This window comes from Thalassospira indica (genome assembly GCF_003403095.1).
Lineage (GTDB): Bacteria > Pseudomonadota > Alphaproteobacteria > Rhodospirillales > Thalassospiraceae > Thalassospira > Thalassospira indica.
Genome location: NZ_CP031555.1, coordinates 1,358,381 through 1,377,513 on the forward strand (window position 1 = coordinate 1,358,381; position 19,133 = coordinate 1,377,513).

Annotated in this window: 17 protein-coding genes and 1 other RNA gene; 4 read left to right on the forward strand and 14 right to left on the reverse strand. The window is 55.7% G+C overall.

Annotated features, from left to right (window positions below; translation table 11 throughout):
• Nucleotide 1: 1 nt before the first annotated feature.
• From murC to DY252_RS06450, 11 genes are all read right to left on the reverse strand, one after another.
• Nucleotides 2–1,411: a UDP-N-acetylmuramate--L-alanine ligase gene (gene murC, locus DY252_RS06400; protein WP_064789430.1), complete on the reverse strand. Its 1,410-nt coding sequence runs from the start codon at nt 1,409–1,411 to the stop codon at nt 2–4.
• Entirely contained in the window at nt 1,408–2,607 is a 1,200-nt protein-coding gene (gene murG, locus DY252_RS06405; RefSeq protein ID WP_064789429.1) for an undecaprenyldiphospho-muramoylpentapeptide beta-N-acetylglucosaminyltransferase, read from the reverse strand. Before murG ends, murC begins: the two co-directional genes overlap by 4 nt.
• A gap of 154 nt (nt 2,608–2,761) precedes the next feature.
• Complete coding sequence (gene ftsW, locus DY252_RS06410) at nt 2,762–3,901, reverse strand: putative lipid II flippase FtsW (protein ID WP_008889595.1); 1,140 nt, start codon at nt 3,899–3,901, stop codon at nt 2,762–2,764.
• Complete coding sequence (gene murD, locus DY252_RS06415; protein ID WP_064789428.1) at nt 3,898–5,304, reverse strand: UDP-N-acetylmuramoyl-L-alanine--D-glutamate ligase; 1,407 nt, start codon at nt 5,302–5,304, stop codon at nt 3,898–3,900. Before murD ends, ftsW begins: the two co-directional genes overlap by 4 nt.
• 12 nt (nt 5,305–5,316) lie before the next feature.
• Entirely contained in the window at nt 5,317–6,405 is a 1,089-nt protein-coding gene (gene mraY / locus DY252_RS06420) for a phospho-N-acetylmuramoyl-pentapeptide-transferase (protein WP_063088838.1), read from the reverse strand.
• A gap of 45 nt (nt 6,406–6,450) precedes the next feature.
• Complete coding sequence (locus DY252_RS06425) at nt 6,451–7,860, reverse strand: UDP-N-acetylmuramoyl-tripeptide--D-alanyl-D-alanine ligase (protein WP_064789427.1); 1,410 nt, start codon at nt 7,858–7,860, stop codon at nt 6,451–6,453.
• Between the two features lie 59 nt (nt 7,861–7,919).
• A complete protein-coding gene (locus DY252_RS06430; protein ID WP_064789426.1) occupies nt 7,920–9,380 on the reverse strand; it encodes a UDP-N-acetylmuramoyl-L-alanyl-D-glutamate--2,6-diaminopimelate ligase in 1,461 nt (486 codons plus the stop codon).
• The gene (locus tag DY252_RS06435) at nt 9,367–11,085 is read right to left on the reverse strand and encodes a peptidoglycan D,D-transpeptidase FtsI family protein (RefSeq protein ID WP_064789425.1); all 1,719 of its coding nucleotides are present in this window, start codon (nt 11,083–11,085) and stop codon (nt 9,367–9,369) included. The genes DY252_RS06430 and DY252_RS06435 overlap by 14 nt, the downstream gene beginning before the upstream one ends.
• Nucleotides 11,082–11,513 carry a cell division protein FtsL gene (ftsL, locus tag DY252_RS06440; RefSeq protein WP_064779592.1) on the reverse strand — a complete coding sequence of 144 codons (432 nt, stop codon included), beginning with the start codon at nt 11,511–11,513 and terminating at the stop codon, nt 11,082–11,084. The genes DY252_RS06435 and ftsL overlap by 4 nt, the downstream gene beginning before the upstream one ends.
• Nucleotides 11,510–12,496: a 16S rRNA (cytosine(1402)-N(4))-methyltransferase RsmH gene (rsmH, locus tag DY252_RS06445; RefSeq protein ID WP_064789424.1), complete on the reverse strand. Its 987-nt coding sequence runs from the start codon at nt 12,494–12,496 to the stop codon at nt 11,510–11,512. Before rsmH ends, ftsL begins: the two co-directional genes overlap by 4 nt.
• Nucleotides 12,493–12,996, reverse strand: a complete 504-nt coding sequence (locus DY252_RS06450; RefSeq protein ID WP_064789423.1) for a division/cell wall cluster transcriptional repressor MraZ — start codon at nt 12,994–12,996, stop codon at nt 12,493–12,495. The genes rsmH and DY252_RS06450 overlap by 4 nt, the downstream gene beginning before the upstream one ends.
• Nucleotides 12,997–13,542: 546 nt before the next feature.
• Here DY252_RS06450 and DY252_RS06455 point away from each other — a divergent pair.
• The 4 genes from DY252_RS06455 (at nt 13,543) to DY252_RS06470 (ending at nt 16,802) form a co-directional block, all read left to right on the forward strand.
• Nucleotides 13,543–14,313 (forward strand): EF-hand domain-containing protein, encoded by a 771-nt coding sequence (locus DY252_RS06455; RefSeq protein ID WP_231959744.1) that lies wholly within the window; start codon nt 13,543–13,545, stop codon nt 14,311–14,313.
• 94 nt (nt 14,314–14,407) lie between these two features.
• Nucleotides 14,408–15,469 carry a magnesium/cobalt transporter CorA gene (corA, locus tag DY252_RS06460; protein WP_064789420.1) on the forward strand — a complete coding sequence of 354 codons (1,062 nt, stop codon included), beginning with the start codon at nt 14,408–14,410 and terminating at the stop codon, nt 15,467–15,469.
• A gap of 95 nt (nt 15,470–15,564) precedes the next feature.
• Complete coding sequence (locus tag DY252_RS06465; protein WP_064789419.1) at nt 15,565–16,113, forward strand: cysteine hydrolase family protein; 549 nt, start codon at nt 15,565–15,567, stop codon at nt 16,111–16,113.
• Between the two features lie 68 nt (nt 16,114–16,181).
• Nucleotides 16,182–16,802, forward strand: a complete 621-nt coding sequence (locus DY252_RS06470) for a pyridoxamine 5'-phosphate oxidase family protein (RefSeq protein WP_064789418.1) — start codon at nt 16,182–16,184, stop codon at nt 16,800–16,802.
• A gap of 78 nt (nt 16,803–16,880) precedes the next feature.
• Here the strand turns inward: DY252_RS06470 and rnpB are convergent.
• The 3 genes from rnpB to DY252_RS06485 form a co-directional block, all read right to left on the reverse strand.
• Nucleotides 16,881–17,276: RNase P RNA component class A (rnpB, locus tag DY252_RS06475), an RNA gene on the reverse strand.
• A gap of 61 nt (nt 17,277–17,337) precedes the next feature.
• Nucleotides 17,338–18,090: an N-acetylmuramoyl-L-alanine amidase gene (locus DY252_RS06480; RefSeq protein WP_064789417.1), complete on the reverse strand. Its 753-nt coding sequence runs from the start codon at nt 18,088–18,090 to the stop codon at nt 17,338–17,340.
• 5 nt (nt 18,091–18,095) lie between these two features.
• Nucleotides 18,096–18,968 (reverse strand): DMT family transporter, encoded by an 873-nt coding sequence (locus DY252_RS06485; RefSeq protein ID WP_064789416.1) that lies wholly within the window; start codon nt 18,966–18,968, stop codon nt 18,096–18,098.
• Nucleotides 18,969–19,133: the final 165 nt, after the last annotated feature.

Here is a 19,133-nt window from a genome sequence, read left to right on the forward strand (position 1 = left end):
CTCAGTTCTTGATCGCTTCAAGTTGGGCGGGCAGGGCATTTGCCCATGCGCTGATGGAACCAGCGCCAAGGCAAACGACAAGATCGCCCGGCTTTGCTTCGGCTTTGATGAATTCGGCCAGTTTTTCCGGTCCTTCAAGTGCGCTGACATGGCGATGGCCACGGTTGCGCAGGCCTTCAACAAGGGCATCACGCGAAGCACCTTCAATCGGGCTTTCACCGGCTTCGTAAACGTCGGCAACGATCACGCTGTCAGCGTCGTTAAAGCAGGTGCAGAAATCTTCAAACAGGTCATGCAGGCGCGAATAACGGTGCGGCTGAACCACAGCAATCACGTTGTTCTGGGTTGCCTGACGGGCGGCCTTTAGCACCGCCTTGATTTCAACCGGGTGGTGACCGTAATCGTCGATAATGGTGACACCATCGACTTCACCGGTTTTGGTGAAGCGACGTTTAACACCGGTAAAGCCATCAAAGGCGGAGACAATTTTCTCATCCGGGATGCCAAGTTCAAGCGCGACCGTGATCGCCGCCAGCGAGTTCGAAACGTTATGATCGCCCACCATCGGCAAGCGGACATCCTTGATCACGCGTTCTTCGCTATCGACGCGTTCGCGGATCACGACATCAAAGACGGTGTCGCCGATATTGGTGCGCACACTAACCGCACGAACATCGGCCTGCGGCGAAAAGCCAAACGTGAAAATGCGACGGTCCGTCACGCGCCCGATAAGGGCCTGGACTTCTGGGTGGTCGATGCACAGAACGGCAAAGCCATAGAACGGGATGTTCTGAACGAAGTTCTTGAAGGCTTCGCGCAGTTGATCGAAATCTTTCCAGTGATCCAGATGTTCCGGGTCAATGTTGGTCACCACTGAAATCGTCGACGGCACTTTGACAAAGGTACCATCAGACTCATCGGCTTCGACTACCATCCAGTCACCTTCGCCCAAACGTGCGTTGGTGCCGTATGAATTAATGATCCCGCCATTGATCACGGTCGGATCAAGGCCGGCCGCATCCAGCATGGTCGCAACCAGCGAAGTCGTGGTGGTTTTGCCGTGCGTGCCGCCAATCGCAATGGCGGCCTTAAGGCGCATCAGTTCGGCCAGCATTTCAGCACGACGCACGACCGGGATCATCGCGGCACGCGCGGCAACGACTTCCGGGTTGGTCGGCTTGACGGCGGTTGAAATCACAACAACCTTGGCATCTTCGACGTTTTCTTCCTTGTGGCCGACAAAGACCTTGATGCCAAGGGCGCGCAGGCGCTGCACATTGGCATTGTCTGAAATGTCCGACCCCTGAACGGAATAGCCGAGGTTATTGAGGATTTCGGCAATACCGGACATGCCGATGCCACCAATACCGACAAAGTGGATGGTGCCGATGTTGAGCGGCAGGGTGTTCATTGAGAGTCTCCTCGGTCTTGCGTCATGTTCTTGTTGTCCGGGCTTCCTGCCGGGTTCAGGCCCAGCATATCAAGCACCATGTCAGCCAAACGCTCTGCTGCATTGGCGCGCCCGCTGTTTTTGGCGGCCTTTGCCGCCCGGGTAAGTGCTGCGGGGTTGGTTAAAAGCTTTGCCAGACGATCAGTGACGGCTTCGCTGCTAAACCGTTCTTGCGGCATCAGCCACGCACCACCCGCGTCTTCGATCTGCTGAGCATTGTAGCGTTGATGATCATCAATGGCATGGGGCAGGGGTACGAGAAAGCCCGGACGTCCAGCCGCGGTCAGTTCCGCCACGGTCGACGCCCCCGAACGGGCAATCACCAGATGGCAATCGCGCAGGCGTTCGGGGATATCATTGATGAAGGATGCCAGCGTCACGTCAATCTGCGATCCGTCATAGGTCTTGCGTACCGTATCGATATCTTCTTCGCGCGCCTGTTGGGTGACGATCAGGCGTTTGCGGATGGCCTCCGGCAGGTTGACCAACGCGGTTGGCAGAACTTCTGACAGGATGCGTGCGCCTTGTGATCCGCCCGTGATCAGAAGACGGATCGGACCATCGCTGGTCGGGGCGTCGTATTCGGTTGCGGCAAGGGCTGCGACTTCGGCACGGACAGGATTGCCGGTCCAGATCACTTTGGCCTCGTCACTTGGTGCAATCATCGTGACCTTGGCAAAGGACGTCGCAATGCGCTGTGCGTTGCTGGCAACCAGACGGTTGGCACGGCCCAACACCGCGTTTTGTTCATGAATGGCATAGGGAATGCCAAGCCACTTGGCCGACATGGTCGCCGGGATAGAGGCATATCCACCAAAACCGATCACGGCCGCGGGTCTGGTCTTTTTGATCCGTTTGAGGGCCTTAAGCGTGCCAAGGCCAAGTCGGACAGCACCGATCAGGCGGCCCTTGATGCCTTTGCCGGCAATGCCGCCGGCTGGCAGGATGACGGTTTCGACACCTTCAACGCCCTCGGTATAGCGTGCAGCACGGGCATCGGTGAAAAACAGGACCTTTGCACCACGACGCACCAGCGATTTGGACAAGGCAACAGCCGGAAACATATGCCCGCCAGTGCCACCGGATGTAACGGCGATCACCTGACCTGCGAGCGGTGTCTCGACGGCAGAAAGTTCTGGGTTAGTGAAGTCAGTCATCTTGTCCACATCTAAAACGACAGCAGTGCGGGGAGGGTCCCCGACAGTTACCCCCATCAGAACCCGACAAAGGTTAATATCCCTTCAAACCGGGCGTGGAGTAACACCGGATTTTGTCGTTTTGATGCAGAAAGTTTTAAAGGGGTGATGGCAATTATTCGCCGGGTCGTTTTCGCGTTAGTGCCAGAACAAAGCCCATGCCAATCGCAATCCCGATCGTGGCCGACCCGCCATAGGATACGAACGGCAACGTCATGCCCTTTGGCGGGACCAACTGCAGGGTGGACGCCATGTTGATGACGGCCTGCAAACCGAACTGAACGAGAATGCCGGTGACGGCCAGAACCACGAAAAGGTTGCGTTCCCCCATCAGGCGCGAAAGACCGCGCATGATGATGAAGGTAAAGACACCGACAACCAGCACACAGAACAGAAGCCCGAATTCCTCGCCCGCAACAGCAAAGATGAAGTCGGAATGGGCATCAGGGATGGAGTTCTTGACCCAACCTTCACCCGGGCCACGGCCCATTATGCCGCCACTCATGAAGGCTTCCATGGATCGTTCGATCTGATAGCTGTCACCAGATGCCGGATCAAGGAAGCGGTCCACACGCGACTGAACGTGCGGCAGGATCAGATAGGCCGTGACGGCCAGTCCAACTGCGCCAAGCCCAAGACAGAACACCAGAATGATCGGAAGACCAGCAAGGAAGATCTGCACCGACCAGATCGAGGTGATAACAACAGTCTGACCAAAGTCCGGCTGGATCATCAGAAGGAAGATGCACACCGCCAACATCAGGCTGGAAACGATATAGCCCGGGAAGTTCGGGTTCAAACGTCCTTCGGCAAACATCCAGGCAATGACAACCGCAAAGGCCGGTTTGAGGAATTCGGACGGTTGCAGGTTGATCCCGGCAACGTTGATCCAGCGTACTGCGCCCTTGATGTCTGATCCGATGAACGGGGTGATGATCAGCAAAAAGAGTACGCCCAGAAACATGAAGGACGCCAAACGTCGCACCCATTTCACTGGCAACAGCGAAATGGCAAACATGCAGACTGTCGCCATGCCAAGGAAAACGAACTGGCGGGTGACAAAGTGGAAACTGTCAACATTGATGCGATCGGCAACCGGCGGACTTGCCGACATCACCAGAAGCGCGCCAATCCCCATCAGAAGGATGATGGCCGCCAGTAACCAGCGATCAACAGTCCACCACCAGATCCCGAGAACCGAGGTATCGGCACGCGAAAAGGCGATATTCGTGTTATGACCAAACAGGGACTTCATGCGTTTGCCTTCCTGGTCATTTCACCACCCGCTAATGCGTTGTACAAATTGCGGAAGGCGTCGCCGCGCGCCTCAAAGCTTTTGAACTGATCAAACGATGCGCAGGCCGGGGTGAGCATCACCACCGGTTTGTCATCGCCGCTGGCCTTGGCATCTGCAAAGGCCATTTTGGTTGCGACATCAAGGGTTTCGCATTTCTCCCATGGCAGATCATCACCAAGGGTTTCGGCAAATTCGTTGGTCGCGGCACCGATCAGATAGGCTTTCTTGATGTGGGGATAGAATTCCTGCAATCCATCAATTCCGCCTTCCTTGGGTTTGCCACCGGCAATCCAGTAGATGTTGTGATAGGCCGAAAGCGCCTTTGCCGATGCCTCGGCATTGGTGGCCTTGCTGTCATTGACAAACACGACGCCGTTAATGGTGCCCAGCAGTTCCTGTCGATGAGCCAGACCCGGGAAGGACATGATCCCGTCAATGATCCGGGTGGCATCCACATCACGTGCGCGGCACAAGCCATAGGCAAAGGCAATGTTTTGCCAGTTGTGTTGTCCGGGCATGTGGGTGACTGTCGCAAGATCCAGAATACGGGTTTGCGCACCGGTCATGTCATCAATCAGCCAGCCCTGATCGTCCACATAGATGCCGTGATCGACCGGTTGCTTGACGGAAACCTCGATGATGTGCCGACCGCCTTCACGGGCCAGTTCAACCGCCATTTTTGCACATGGCTCGTCATCAACGGAAATGATCGCCCATTTCGGACCTTTTGCACGGGCAAAGATCAGGTGCTTGGCGCCGATATAGCCATCCAGTCCGCCATGGCGATCCAGATGATCCGGCGTGATGTTCAACAGCGCGCAGGCATCAAAGGCCGCATGTTCCAGTAGTTCAAGCTGATAGGATGACAGCTCAAGCACCAGACAATCATCGGCGGTGGAGGGTTCAAGCCCAAGGGCTGCGTTACCAAGGTTGCCGCCCGCCTGCGTCTTGATCCCTGCCTGCCCGATGATGTGGGCGGTCAGTGCTGTGGTGGTTGACTTGCCGTTGGTGCCGGTGATGGCAAGTGTGGGCACATCAGGCTGCGCCACACAAAGCAACTCGACGTCGCAAATGATCGGTTTGCCCGCACGGCGTGCCTTTTCAGCCGCCGGATGCGGGGTCGGGAAGGTGGACGGAATACCCGGGCTGATCACCAGCATGTCGGGTTCTGTCCAGTCACATTCCGCCAGATTGATCGGCGCAAGGCCAAGCGGTTCAAGCTGTTCACGCGATGATGCGTTGTCATCCCACGCCCAGACGATGGCACCTGCATTGATCAATGCCTTCACACTGGCAAGTCCGGATTTCCCAAGACCCAGAACCGCGATGGTTTTGCCGCTCAGATGTGAAAGATCAATCAATTCAGTATGTCCTTAACGAAGTTTCAGGGTTGCAAGTCCAACCAGGGCAAGGATCACGGCAATGATCCAGAACCGGATCACGATGGTCGGCTCCTGCCAGCCCTTTTTCTCGAAATGGTGATGAAGCGGCGCCATGCGGAATACCCGCTTGCCGGTCAGTTTGTAGGACCCAACCTGAATGATCACCGACAGGGTTTCCAGAACAAAAAGACCACCAATGATTGCCAGAACCAGTTCGTGCTTGGTGACAACCGAAACCGCACCCAAAGCACCACCAAGGGCGAGGGAGCCGGTATCCCCCATAAACACCATCGCAGGCGGGGCGTTGTACCAAAGGAAACCAAGGCCGGCACCAACAAGTGCACCAAGGAAAATGGTCAACTCACCAGAACCGGCGACGTAATGGACCTGCAGGTATTCGGCGAATTGAACGTTACCGATCAGATAGGTAATCAGCGCAAAGCTTGCCGCCGCAATCATCACCGGCACAATCGCAAGACCATCAAGACCATCCGTCAGGTTCACCGAGTTCGAGGCACCGACCATGACAAACATCGCAAACGGCACAAAGAACCAGCCCAGATCCAGCAGGAAATTCTTGAAGAACGGGAAGGCAAGTGCGGTCGAAAGCGGATCAGCGGTGTTATACGAAATCCACCATGCGGCAAGGGCTGCGATGGAAAACTGCCCAAGAAGTTTGAGCTTTCCCGGAAGGCCTTTGGTGTTGCGCTTGGAAACTTTCAGGAAGTCGTCAAGGAAACCAAGGAAGCCATAGCCGATCGTAACCAGCAAAACCGCCCAGACATAAGGGTTGGTGAGGTCGGCCCACAGCAGGGTGGCAATGGATGTTGACAGCAACAACAAAAGCCCGCCCATGGTCGGCGTGCCTTTTTTGGTCAAAAGATGGCTTTCAGGGCCGTCTTCGCGGATCGGCTGGCCTTCGCTTTGTTTGGAACGCAACCAGTTGATCAGGTGCGGGCCGATCACAAAGGCAAGCACAAGCGACGTGATGATCGCACCACCCGTACGGAAGGTGATATACCGAAACAGGTTCAGTACCGGCATCTGATCAGCAAATTGATAAAGCAGATTATAGAGCATTGCTCTGGTCGTTCCTTTTGCGACTCATCCTGTTGCGGTTGTGGATTATTCCACCACGCCACAGGATTTTAAGGCCGATACAATTTTCGAAACGTAAATGCCAAGCGATCCTTTGACCAAAACCACATCGCCATCGCGCAAATCGGCCTTTATTGGCTCAATTGCGTCTTCGGCTGTGTCAAAATGGCCGGCATTTCGTTCGGAAGGCAACGTTTTGTCGAGTTCAGCCATCATTGGCCCGACCGAGTAAACCCGATCAATTTCAAGTGCGGTCAGCGGTTGATGCAAATCGGCATGCATTTTCGGCGCAATATCGCCGAGTTCGCGCATTTCGCCCAGAACGGCAATCTTGCGTCCGCCGTCACTCGGTTTGGTCTGTGACAGGACCTTGATCCCCGCCATCATCGAGGTCGGATTGGCGTTATAGGCATCATCAATCAGGGTAAAGGTACCATTCCCGGAGGGCAGCTTGACCGTGTGTGTTTCACCACGACCCGCAGGCGGCGTGACATCCGCGAGATCCTGCGCGGCACGTACAGGGTCCGCACCAATCGCGTCAACACATCCCAGCACTGCAAGCGAGTTCAGAACCCAGTGTTCACCGGGGCAGCCGATGAAATATTCCAGATCACGTCCACCGACACGTGCGCGGACGGCACTGCCATCGGTAACGATGTTGGCTTCAAACAGGCGATAGTTCGCCATGGCATCGGTGCCAAAGCATTTGACGTTGCCAAGGCCAAGTTCCTTGGCACGGCGGGCAAGGGCGAAGTAGTGCATGTTGTCACGGTTCAGAATGACCGTGCCATCCTTATCAAGGCCATCGAAAATCTCTGCCTTGGCCATGGCAATTTCGGCTTCGTCCTTGAAAAATTCGGTGTGGGCGCCGACCACCGTTGTGATCACTGCGACACTTGGCTTGACCATTTTGACAAGCTTGCTGATTTCGCCCGGATGGTTCATGCCGATTTCAAAAACGCCAAAGTCGGCATCAGCGGGCAGGGTTGCCAGAGTAATCGGCACGCCCCAATGATTGTTGAAGCTGGCCGGGCTGGCATGGGTTTTCCCCTGCTGGGACAGCACGTATTTAAGCGCTTCCTTGGTGCCGGTTTTGCCAACACTGCCGGTGATGGCGACGATTTTGGCTTTGCTGCGGGCGCGACCGGCAAGGCCAATGCTCTCAAGGGCGGCCATCGTGTCATCCACCAGAAGAACCTTGTCGGTATCGGTGATGCCTTTGGCATCCGAGACCATGACGGCATGTGCGCCGGCATCAAGGGCGGCCTGGGCGAATTTGTGACCGTCGAAATTCGGGCCTTTCAGGGCGATGAAAAGATCGCCTTCGCTGACTTTGCGGCTGTCAATTGTAATGCCGGCTACCGTCCAGTCCCCGGTGGTTTTGCCACCAGTTGCGGTTTCGGCATCCTTTGCCGTCCATAAAACAGCCTTCGTCATAACGTCACTTTCTTTCCGGTCAGGCCATCACGGCCAAAGCGCCGTAACGGTATTTATGTTCAATTGCCACCAGCAAGGATGCTGCGGGCGACAGATGCATCATCGAATGGAAGAACCGTATCGCCGACAACTTGGCCTCTTTCATGGCCTTTTCCGGCAATAATAAGGACATCGTTACGCTGCAGGATGCCAATGCCGCGTTTGATGGCCTCGGCGCGATCACCGATCTCAACAGCACCGTCGCATTTCGCCTTGATGGCCGCACGAATGGTGGCCGGGTCCTCGCTGCGCGGATTGTCATCGGTGACGATGGCGATATCGGCAAAATCGTGCGCAACCTGTCCCATCAACGGGCGTTTGCCGGTATCACGGTCCCCACCGGCCCCGAATACACAAACGATGCGGCCTTTGCAATGCGGACGGACCGCCTTGATCACGGTTTCAAGGGCATCGGGCGTGTGGGCGTAATCAACAAATACCGGTGCGCCGAAGCTGGTTTTGCCAACCAGTTCCAGACGACCACGAACACCTTCAAGTTTTTCAAGGGCCAGAACCGCCTGATCAAGGTCGGCACCAGATGCCACCACGATGGAAAGGGCTGCCAGCGCGTTCATCACCTGGAAGCTTCCCATCAGCGGCAGGTGGATGTTGTATTCGCCCTTGTTTGCCAGAAGGCGGAGCTTGGTGCCGGAGCTGTCTGGTGTTGCCTTGATCAGTTTGATGTCATCGGCGTTCTGGCCATAGGACAGAACATTTACACCGCGCTTGGCGCAGAGTTTTTTCAAAAGATCGAACTGTTCAACATCGGCATTCAGCACAGCCGTACCATCGGCAACCAAAAGGTCGGAGAACAGGCGGGCCTTGGCGGCGAAATATTTTTCGAACGTGCCGTGATAATCAAGATGATCACGCGACAGGTTGGTAAACGCGGCAACGGTAACCTTCACGCCATCCAGGCGGTATTGATCCAGCCCGTGCGAGCTTGCCTCCATCGCGACATGGGTAACACCAATGCCAGACATTTCATCAAGGCTTTGATGTAGGGCAACCGGATCGGGCGTGGTCAGTGATCCGGGGATCTTTGCCCCAGCGGCCCGAATGCCAAGCGTTCCGATCGATCCCGACATGTTGCCAAGGATCGTCCAGAGCTGCTCGGTAAAGATCGCTGTGGATGTTTTGCCGTTGGTGCCGGTGATCGCCGCGATGTTTGCCGGCTGCTTGCCATAGAAACGTGCAGCAAGCTGGGCATAACGTTTGCGCGGGTTTTCCACCGGGATCAGCGGAACCGTGGGGGCTGCCGGTCTTGGCGTTCCATCCTTTGCAAGGATGGCCGCGGCACCAAGCTTGATCGCGTCGGCGATATACTTGGAACCGTCATCACGTGCACCGGACAGGGCGGCAAACATATAGCCATCCTTCACGGTGCGTGAGTCTGCTGTCAGGCCCGTGATATCCGGGTCCTGTCCTTCGGCATGTTTCAATGCCGCTTGATCACCTGCCATGAGCTCAGAAAGACGCAAGTTTGCGTTCCCCCTTGCGAAGTTCGATCTGCAGCGCTTGCTCAATCTCCGGCGCCTTCGCATTCGCCGGTTCAATGCCCAAAAGGGGAGCAATACGTGTCACAACCTTGCCAACTGCAGGGGCGGACACCCAACCTGCTGTGGCAAATCCATAAGTTTCTTTAGTGCCTTTGGGCTCGTCCAACGTCACCAGAACCACATATTTCGGGTCCTGCATCGGGAAGGCGGCGACAAAGGTCGACATGCGGGCGTTCTTGACATAGCGCCCGTTCACGAGTTTTTCCGAAGTGCCAGTCTTCCCGCCAAGGAAGTAACCCGCCACTTCGGCGTTCTTGCCAGAACCGTCGGTTACGACCAGTCGCATCAGGCGACGCAGCAGTTCCGACGTTTTCTGGGAAAATACACGTTCGCCTGCCGGTGCGCCGTCCTGTTTGAGGATGGTCGCAGGGCGGCGAATACCACCATTCACAAGGGTGGAAATGCCACTGACAACCTGAAGCGGGGTCACGGCCAGACCATGACCGAATGAAATCGTCATGGTGTTGATGTCGCGCCACGGATTGGGCACAAGCGGTCCGCCAACTTCAGGAAGCTCGATCTCCGGTTTGTCGAGCATGCCAAGCTTTTTAAGGTATTTTTGCTGGGTCTCGCCGCCAAAGGCCATTGCCATGCGGGCTGATCCGATGTTCGAGCTGTGAACAAGGATTTCCGGCAAGGTCAGCCAGCGGTTCTCGCCGTGATAGTCACGAATGCGGAAACCGCCAATTGCCAGCGGTTCAGTCGCGTCATAGACCGAATTCAGCGTCGACGTGCCGGTTTCAAGGGCGATGGCCGTGTTAAACAGCTTGAACACCGAACCCATTTCGTAAACGCCAAGCGTAGACCGGTTAAAGCGTGCATCGGCTGGTGCCTGACCCGGGCGATGGGGGTCAAAGTTCGGAAGCGATGTCATCGCAACGACTTCGCCGGTATAAACATCCATCACAAGGCCTGCCGCCCCAACCGCGCTGTAGGTTTCCATCGCGTTTTCGACTTCTTCGGCAAGCGCATATTGCACGCGAGTATCAAGCGAAAGTTCCAGTGGGCCGTTATTGATGCGCAATTCGTTGTCAAATTCGCGCTCGGCCCCGGCGATGCCGTTATTGTCGATGTCGGTGAAGCCCAGAACATGTGACAGAAGACGCCCATGCGGATAAACGCGGCGTTCTTCACGCTGGAAATTCAATCCCGGAATGCCAAGCGAGTTGACGTCATATTGCTGTTCCGGCGTCAGGTTGCGGCGAAGCCAGACGAATGCCTTGCGCGAGCTAAGATGACGGATCAGTGAATCGCGGTCCAGATCGGGCAGTACGGTCAACAAAAGGTCGGCGGACTCAACCGGGTCCTTGACGACACGGGCATCGGCATAAAGCGAATTGGTCGGAAGATCGGTCGCAAGCAGCATGCCGTTGCGATCAACGATATCGGCGCGCTCGGTCTTGAGTTCACGGGTATCGGTTCCCGATGCGACAGCCGGTTCATTGCCCTGACGCAGAACCGATGCATCAATCAGGCCATAAGTGATCCAGCAAAAACCGATGATGAACATCGCGCCGGTGATAAAGATACGGTTGCGCGCAGTTTCAAGCGCAAGACGTTCGCGCTGATCCGGGCCCAGTTCCGGACGGTCGCCACGCAGCCAGTATGAAAAACGGGTCAGGCTCATTGTGCACCCCCCGTTTCGGTTGCGACGGACGGGGCATCAATGATCATGGTATCAGCCGCCTCGTCATACATCAGATCACCCGGACGGGCGCGCGGGACGGGCATGAAGGCAACTGCCTCGCCAAACTTGTTGATGCGATACTGATGCAGATCGGCGTCTTCGGGCAGATCGTCGATGCTTGCCATCTGAAGCACATCAATCTGGGCAAGGCTCAGATACTGCCTGGACAGGCGTTCGATACGTTCCGGATTGTTCAGATAGCTCCATTCTGCCTGAAGAACATGGATGCTTTCCTGTTCGGCCAGAATGTCGGACTGAATATCTGCATAACGTTTTTCAAGACGTTCGACCTGATGGCTGACCCAATAGGTGCCGGTGCCGATCAGGATGGTCAAAACGAGGCCAATGATGGTTACCGCACGGGTCATTTGCGATCTCCCTGCGATGTAGCCGGTTGGTCGTTGCGCGCAACAGCGCGCAGTTTTGCCGAACGTGCGCGCGGGTTGGCGCGAATTTCATCTTTCTGACCGGTGACGGCCTTGCGTGTAATTGTCGTAAAGGTCGGAATGGCGACTTCCGGTTCGCCGGGCAGGCGACGTGACATCTTGTTTGGATCGCCAGAGCGTTCCTTCATGAATGTTTTGACCTGCCGGTCTTCAAGCGAATGGAAAGTCACAACCACCAGACGGCCACCCGGTTTCAGCAGCGTTTCAGCGGCATCCATGGCGCGTTCAAGTTCGCCAAGCTCATCATTGACGTAAATACGCAGCGCCTGGAACGTCCGTGTGGCGGGATCAATGCCGTCCTTGGATTTGCGCACCACAGAACGCACGGCACGCGCGAGCTGGGATGTGGTGGTAAAGGGTTCCTCTGCGCGCATTTCGATAATCTTGCGCGCGACCTTGCGCGATGCGCGTTCCTCGCCATAGCGGTAAATGACGTTGGCGATGTCTTCTTCTTCGGCGGTGTTGACGAAATCGGCCGCCGTCGGGCCGGACATCGACATGCGCATATCAAGCGGGCCGTCTTCGCGGAACGAAAATCCTCGATCAGCCTGATCAAGCTGCATCGACGAAACGCCGATATCAAGAACGATACCATCGACCTGCTGCGCACCTGCCGCCGGGAGAAGTTTGGCCATATCGCCAAAGCAACCCTCGACCATGTGGAAGCGGCCGTCATATTCGGCTTCAAGCTTTCTGCCGGTGGCAACAGCGGTCGGGTCGCGGTCGATGCCGTAAAGTTCGCAGTTGGCAGAGTCAAGAATGGCGCGGGAGTAACCGCCTGCGCCAAAGGTACCGTCAACCATGATCTCGCCGTCACGCGGTGCAAGGGCTTCTAGGACCTCGCGGAGCAAGACCGGCTTGTGCGGGCGATCTTCGGTAGCAAAGCTTAGATCGTTGCTGCTCATGATGCGTCCTCCTCCGTTACGGTGCCGGGACGTGCACCTTTGGGGAGTTCAGTCATCGGTTTGAGCTTCAATGTCGCACCACGGTTAAGCGTGCGGGTCCGGCTGGCTTCTTGCAGGGGCTTGAAGATGTCAGGGTTCCACAGGCGGAAGGTGCGACCACGGCCGACAAAGGCGACCTGATCTTCGATGCGGGCGAATTCGATCAATTCTGCGGGCAGAATGATGCGGCCTTCGCCGTCGTAAGGAAGCATATGTGAGGACCCAAGGATGGTGTCTGCCAGATCGTCGGCCTCGTCAGAAAACATGTCGAGTTCATCAAGCGATGCGGCAATGCGCTCCATATGGCTGTGGCTGCAGCCTTCAAGCGCGCTTTCCTTGTGGGATTGATACAGGTAGATGCCGGCGAATTCTTCGGTATCGAGGGCCGCACGGAACCGTTTGGGGACGGATACGCGTCCCTTCCGGTCCAGCTTGTGAATGTGCGTCCCTGTGAACAGCACTTCGCCATTCCCCTGATCAAAAAACCGATCTCAGAACACTGGCCCTGACGGGCTGTCTTGCGACTGAGGTGTGTCTGAAATGGATATGCCCCGCATGGCACGGAATTTGTGCCTCTTTATGGGGTACCATGGGAAATTATGGGGGTCAATGGGATTTGATGGGCAAGAATGTGACGTTTTGGCACTTCCCGAGGGTTTCCGCGGTATATGCGGAAAGGCTGAAATCGGCCAAAAATGCGGGAAAACCAGCGGCGATCCATCTTCTGCCCATAAAATCCCAATTCGGTTCCATGGGGACCCATGGGAAGACTATCGAAAAACCGGAATTTGGGTTTTGATGGACCAGTTCAAGAATTGGATTTGAATGGGGTTGTCGAAGACAATTTGCGATTTGATGGCCAATCGGGTTTGATGCGCGGGCAAACTCCTGCAAAATGTCAAAATGATCTCTGATGGTTTTGATCGGCCATCACGAATGAAAATGTCCCCGAATGGGGCGTTGTCTTCTGGCGCAGGGCAGCGTCAGTGAAACGAAGGAAGCGATTGTTGCGGATAAAAGCTGCCATTCTATTAATGGGTTGCGCATTTTCCTGGGCCGCATTGGTTCCCGGGCTAAATCCGATCACGGGTGGGGAGGCCACGGCGCAGGGGCTGAGTCTTGACCCGGCCGGTGGCGGATCAAATTCGCCCGAAGTTTCATCGCCGCAGATGCGTGAATTGCTGCCCTTGATCATGCAACAGCTGCAAAACAATCCGGAACTGATGTCTCAGTTTGGACTGGGCGGGCTTTCGGGGCTGAATGGCCTGAATGGGGATGGCTCCGGTGCAGGTGTTCCCGGTATGACAGGCGACGGTGTGTCGAACATCCCCGGACTGAGCGAGGCAATTGCAAAGGCGCTTGCCCAGCAAAATGGCGGCGCTGGCGTCGCCCCATCGGGCGTCCCCGAACAAGTCAAAGTCTATCGCGAACAATACCACCCGGTTGATATCGACCAGGATGGCCGGATAAGCGCGGATGAGGCTGCCGCCTATGCCAGCTGGATGTTCAGGCGGCGCGATATCACGGGCGATAATGTTTTGGTGGCGCGCGAATTTGCCGCAGTTGAAAAATTGCCGGGTTCTTCGGATGCCAATCGACAAAGGTTGCGCACCGAAAGCCGCCGACTTGAATTGCTGTTTCCGGAATTTGATGCCGATGGTGACAAGATGATCAGCAAGGAAGAATTCATGGCGCAGGTGCATGCGACCTATGATGAAAAGCGCGGAGCGGCGGCGGACATTGATCCGTTTTCGTTCCAGACGGTTTTGCCATTCTAGGCCTGCGTTGCTTGGAAACGCATTCATCACATGACAAGCATTCAATAAACTGGCATCCGTAACCATCGGCAAGCCGGAAGAGACGGAGAGGCTCATGGACACCAACGAATTCTTTGCCCCGGTGCGCGCAAACACCGACAGCGGCAATGCCGCCAGTCCGGCTGCTTCTGATAGCGCCGTCGGTGACAGTGGGCAGGCAACCGAGGCCGCAAACACGTCTTCTGAACAATCTGGCGCCAAACCGGCTGCTGCCAAGGCCGAACGCCTTCCGGTTTGGGTCGATTTGCATGCCCCGACGCCCGATGAAATTCACGAGATCGAAGAACGCTTTGGCATTGAAATACCGACGCGCGAAGAAATGCAGGAAATCGAACTGTCATCGCGCTTGTATGACGAAGACGGTGCGTTGTTCATGACGGTTTCGGTTCTGACCAAGGCAACCACCGATGCGCCGCAAACCACGGCGGTGACGTTTATTCTGGTCAAAAAGACCCTGATCACCGTGCGTTATGCCGATCCAGTACCGTTCAAGACCTTCATCCGTCGTGTGAAACGCAGCCCGTCGCTTGCCAATAGCGCCGAGGCCGTTTTGTTTGGTCTGCTTGAACAGATTGTTGATCGACTTGCCGACCTGATGGAGCAAACGGCGACCGATCTTGAAAGCCTGTCCAATCAGGTCTTTATCAGCCCCGACGAGAAGAGCTCGGATGCGGATCACCGCGAAACCCTGCGTCAGATCGGGCGTACCGGTAACCTGTCGGGCAAGGCCAAGGACAGTCTATTGAACCTGCATCGTTTGGGATTGTTCCTCTCAACACAGGCGCGCCTTAAAAAGGATGCCAAGGCACGGCTTAAAATCCTGTCGCGCGATATTGTTTCGATCACCGAACACGCCAATTTCATCGCCAACAAGGTAACTTTCCTGCTGGATGCGACCCTTGGCATGATCAGCCTTGAACAAAACAACATCATCAAGATCTTCTCGGTTGCTGCGGCCGCCTTCCTGCCGCCGACCCTGATCGCTAGCATCTATGGCATGAACTTCGAATTCATGCCCGAACTGGGGTGGGAGTTCGGCTATCCGGTCGCAATCGGCCTGATGGTACTGTCGGCTGTCCTGCCGCTGCTGTATTTCAAGCGCAAAGGATGGCTTTAGGCCAAATGGCGAAATGCGTGGGGCTTCTGTCCTTTTGGACAGTCTTTGCGCTGCTAGATTGACCGGCACATTCACCAAATATCGGAGCCCCACAAATGAGCAAAACCGCCCTGATCCTGATTGATTGGCAGAATGGATTTGATGACCTCAGTTATTGGGGAAATCGCAACAACCCCGACGCCGAAGCCAACGGCGAAAAACTGCTCGCACACTGGCGCGCCAAAGGTTGGCCTGTGTTTCACGCCAAGCACAACTCGACAGAGCCGCAATCGCGCCTGCATCCCGACCATCCCGGCAACGCTTTCAAGCCGGGTCTTGCGCCCAAGGATGATGAGCCGGTCTATGGCAAGAACGTCAATTCTGCCCTGATCGGCACGGACCTTGAGGCCGATCTGCGTGCGCAAGGCATTTCGAAACTGGTTCTGTGCGGGATAACCACGGATCATTGCGTGAACACAACCACCCGCATGGCGGCCAATCTTGGATTTGATGCCACCATTGCGGCGGATGCCTGTGCGACCTTTGATCGCAGTTTGCCAGACGGGCGGGTTTTCCCGGCCCAGATGGTTCATGATGTTGCGCTTGCCAGCCTGAATGGCGAGTTTGCAGCGGTGAAAACAGCGGTGGAAATCATTGCGGGCTAATCGACAATTGACTTGCGTTCGCAACTAAAGCAGTTTCTGCCCTCGTTTCTCGCCAAAGGTAATCTGCAATGACCAAAATCGATACTCAGGAAAAGCTCCGTGCCATTTACGGAGAGCCGCTTGGACTTGCTGTCAGCAAATGTTTGCCGGCGCCTGATCCGCACTGCAAGCACTTCATATCGCTTGCGCCCTTTGCGGTCATTTCCTCGTCAGATACCAATGGCAACGCAGATGTCAGCCCGCGTGGCGATGGCCCGGGTTTCATCAAGGTTGTTGATGACAAAACACTGGTCATGCCCGATCGTCCGGGGAATAACCGGGTCGATACCCTGTCAAACATCGTCGACAACCCGAAAGTCGGGATGCTGTTTTTCGTGCCGGGCGTGAACGAAACGCTGCGCATCAATGGTGTTGCTGAAATCAGCACCGACCCGGCTTTGCTCGGGCTTTTTGCCGACACGCCCAAGGCACCAATAACCGCAATCAAGATCACGGTCGAGGAAGCCTTCCTGCATTGCGCAAAGGCGCTGATGCGTTCCAAGCTATGGGATCCGGAAACCCGGATCGAACGCAAAACGCTTCCGACCTTGGGCAAGATGATCAAGGATCAGACAGCGTCCGATATTCCCGAAAGCACGCAGGAAGAAGTAGACAAGTATTTCGCGCAATCCATTGCCGAGCGCGGTTGATCTGCTGTTCTTGATCGCAGGCATTCGATCCGGGCGATGACGGGAAATTGTCATCGCCTTTTTTCTGTCTGAAAAGATAATACCAGATGGCCTGTAAGCCGGGTTCTGTCCATGCGGCGAACCGCACTGGATGACTATTCATCTGGGACGTCCGTCGCCGAACGCCTCCTGCAACCAACCCGAATGGTGGTGCGAAAACCCACCTGCCGACAATGCCGAAGCATCCGGCCGACCATTCCTATTAGGTTTTGCTCCCGGTGGGGTTTACCATGCGTCCCGCATTGCTGAAGGACCGGTGCGCTCTTACCGCACCCTTTCACCCTTACCGGATGGCTTGCGCGATCCGGCGGTATACTCTCTGTGGCACTTTCCCTAGGGTCGCCCCCGCCAGACGTTATCTGGCACCGTGTTTCCGTGGAGCCCGGACTTTCCTCCCCGATTGCAAGCAATCAGGGCAGCCATCCGGCCATCTGGTGATCGGGATGTAGGTCACATCCATGGTGGCGTCAAGAAAAAGCAGTGCGGGCAGGGATGCCTAGCGGATGATCGCGCTGGCAAGCACCTTGGCAATGGCGATGCATTCTCCATCGACATCGCCTGAAATGTCGTTTTGCCGCCAATGACGCTGGAACGCGATGGTGCGTTTGGCTTTATCTTCGTCGCTGTCTGCCGGACCATAACCTATTGCCTCAAGCAGGCGATAGAACTCATCCGGGCTGGCAGCTGTGCCGGAAATGCCGGAACTGATTTCAGCAACGCCATGGCATCCGGGCCATAGACCGATGCCGTGTTCGGCCAGCTGCTGCCACGGGAACAGTTCACCCGGATCTTCCTTGCGGTCCGGGGCCATATCGGAATGGGCGATAATGCGGCTGGCGGGGATCTCATGGCGTTTGAGGATGTCTTGCGTCAGATCTATAACGGATTTGATCTGGATTTCCGGAAACGGGCGATAGCCATATTCATGTCCCGGATTGACGATCTCGATCCCGATGGAATTAGAATTCACATCGCTACAATCTTGCCAAATGCCAAGCCCCGCATGCCAGGCGCGCTTGCCTTCATCAACCAGCTGAAAGATGCGGCCATCTTCCTCGATCAGGTAATGGCTTGAGACAGAACTTTCCGGATCGCACAGGCGTTCAAGTGCGTCGGCGCCTGATTGCATGCCGGTGTAATGCAGGACGAGAATATCAATCGGGCATCCATCCGGACGATCGCCGAAATTGGGGGAGGGGTGGGAAATCATGTTTCCCGCTGATCGCGTTTTGGTGATCTTTTCCCCCATGCGGATCAATCCATTCCCTGTGCTTTGCGTTGAACCGGCTTGCGCAGCATGATGACCGCCACGCCGCACAGAACGACTGTGCCGCCAATGATTTTAAGCAGCGAAAACGGCTCGTCAAATACAAGGAACGAACCCATCACACTGATCACCGGTGCCAACAGGGTCCAGGGCACAACGACATTTACATCCTGCGTCTTCAGCAAATGATACCAGAAGCCATACGCAACAATCGATGACATCACGACCGTGAAGGCAAGGTTGGCATAGGCCACCCAGCTTGCGTTCATCACAGCTTCAAAGCCGTTCGGCTCAAAGATCAGGGACATGATCAGAAGTTGCGGGGCCGCCATCAGCGCCATCCAGCCATTCAGCTGGAAGGTATCAATATCGCCAAGCTTCTTGATCATGACATTGGCAACCGCCCACATGAAGGATGCAAATACCACGAGTAGTAGTGGTAATTGCAGTTCGGTCATAGTCGGGTCCCAGAACATGATGGTGACACCGATAAAGGCCAGCGCCATACCCGAAAGCCGTTTCCAGCCCAGCCGGTCATTAAAGAAATAAGTCGCAAGCATCGATGAAAACGGCACGCCCAAAAGAATGATGATGGCGACGGGCCCGGCATCAATCATCGAAAGGGCATAGAACAGAACCCCGAAATGCAAACCGCCAAAGGTCACCGAGATCAGGGCCAGCTTGCCAAAACGGCCGCGCGGAACCTGGGTAAACGGGAGCAACAGGATCGCCACAGCCGCAAAACGCATCGCCGTCAGGATGAAGGGCGGGATTTCACCAACCGCCCCTTTGACGGTCAGCATGTTCACGCCCCAAATGACGGCGACGGAAAAGGCCATAATTACGGCTTTGATCGGCATGACGGGGCCTTTCGGCAATAAGGGGCAATAATGACCCCAAGAATATCAGATAGATACGCACACCCGCCCAAGTTTTTTAGACGGGTTCCAGTTCCTTGATCCGATGTTTTAGCCCAAAGCACAAATGAGTTGTTTTCAACTCATGCCTAAACTGTCTTGAAATTC

Excerpts from the sequence above, each read along its gene's own strand:
- murC (WP_064789430.1), bottom strand. The coding sequence starts at position 1,411 with ATGAACACCCTGCCGCTCAACATCGGCACCATCCACTTTGTCGGTATT.
- murG (WP_064789429.1), bottom strand. The coding sequence starts at position 2,607 with ATGACTGACTTCACTAACCCAGAACTTTCTGCCGTCGAGACACCGCTC.
- ftsW (WP_008889595.1), bottom strand. The coding sequence starts at position 3,901 with ATGAAGTCCCTGTTTGGTCATAACACGAATATCGCCTTTTCGCGTGCC.
- mraY (WP_063088838.1), bottom strand. The coding sequence starts at position 6,405 with ATGCTCTATAATCTGCTTTATCAATTTGCTGATCAGATGCCGGTACTG.
- DY252_RS06425 (WP_064789427.1), bottom strand. The coding sequence starts at position 7,860 with ATGACGAAGGCTGTTTTATGGACGGCAAAGGATGCCGAAACCGCAACT.
- DY252_RS06435 (WP_064789425.1), bottom strand. The coding sequence starts at position 11,085 with ATGAGCCTGACCCGTTTTTCATACTGGCTGCGTGGCGACCGTCCGGAA.
- ftsL (WP_064779592.1), bottom strand. The coding sequence starts at position 11,513 with ATGACCCGTGCGGTAACCATCATTGGCCTCGTTTTGACCATCCTGATC.
- rsmH (WP_064789424.1), bottom strand. The coding sequence starts at position 12,496 with ATGAGCAGCAACGATCTAAGCTTTGCTACCGAAGATCGCCCGCACAAG.
- corA (WP_064789420.1), top strand. The coding sequence starts at position 14,408 with ATGGACACCAACGAATTCTTTGCCCCGGTGCGCGCAAACACCGACAGC.
- DY252_RS06465 (WP_064789419.1), top strand. The coding sequence starts at position 15,565 with ATGAGCAAAACCGCCCTGATCCTGATTGATTGGCAGAATGGATTTGAT.
- DY252_RS06470 (WP_064789418.1), top strand. The coding sequence starts at position 16,182 with ATGACCAAAATCGATACTCAGGAAAAGCTCCGTGCCATTTACGGAGAG.
- DY252_RS06480 (WP_064789417.1), bottom strand. The coding sequence starts at position 18,090 with ATGGGGGAAAAGATCACCAAAACGCGATCAGCGGGAAACATGATTTCC.
- DY252_RS06485 (WP_064789416.1), bottom strand. The coding sequence starts at position 18,968 with ATGCCGATCAAAGCCGTAATTATGGCCTTTTCCGTCGCCGTCATTTGG.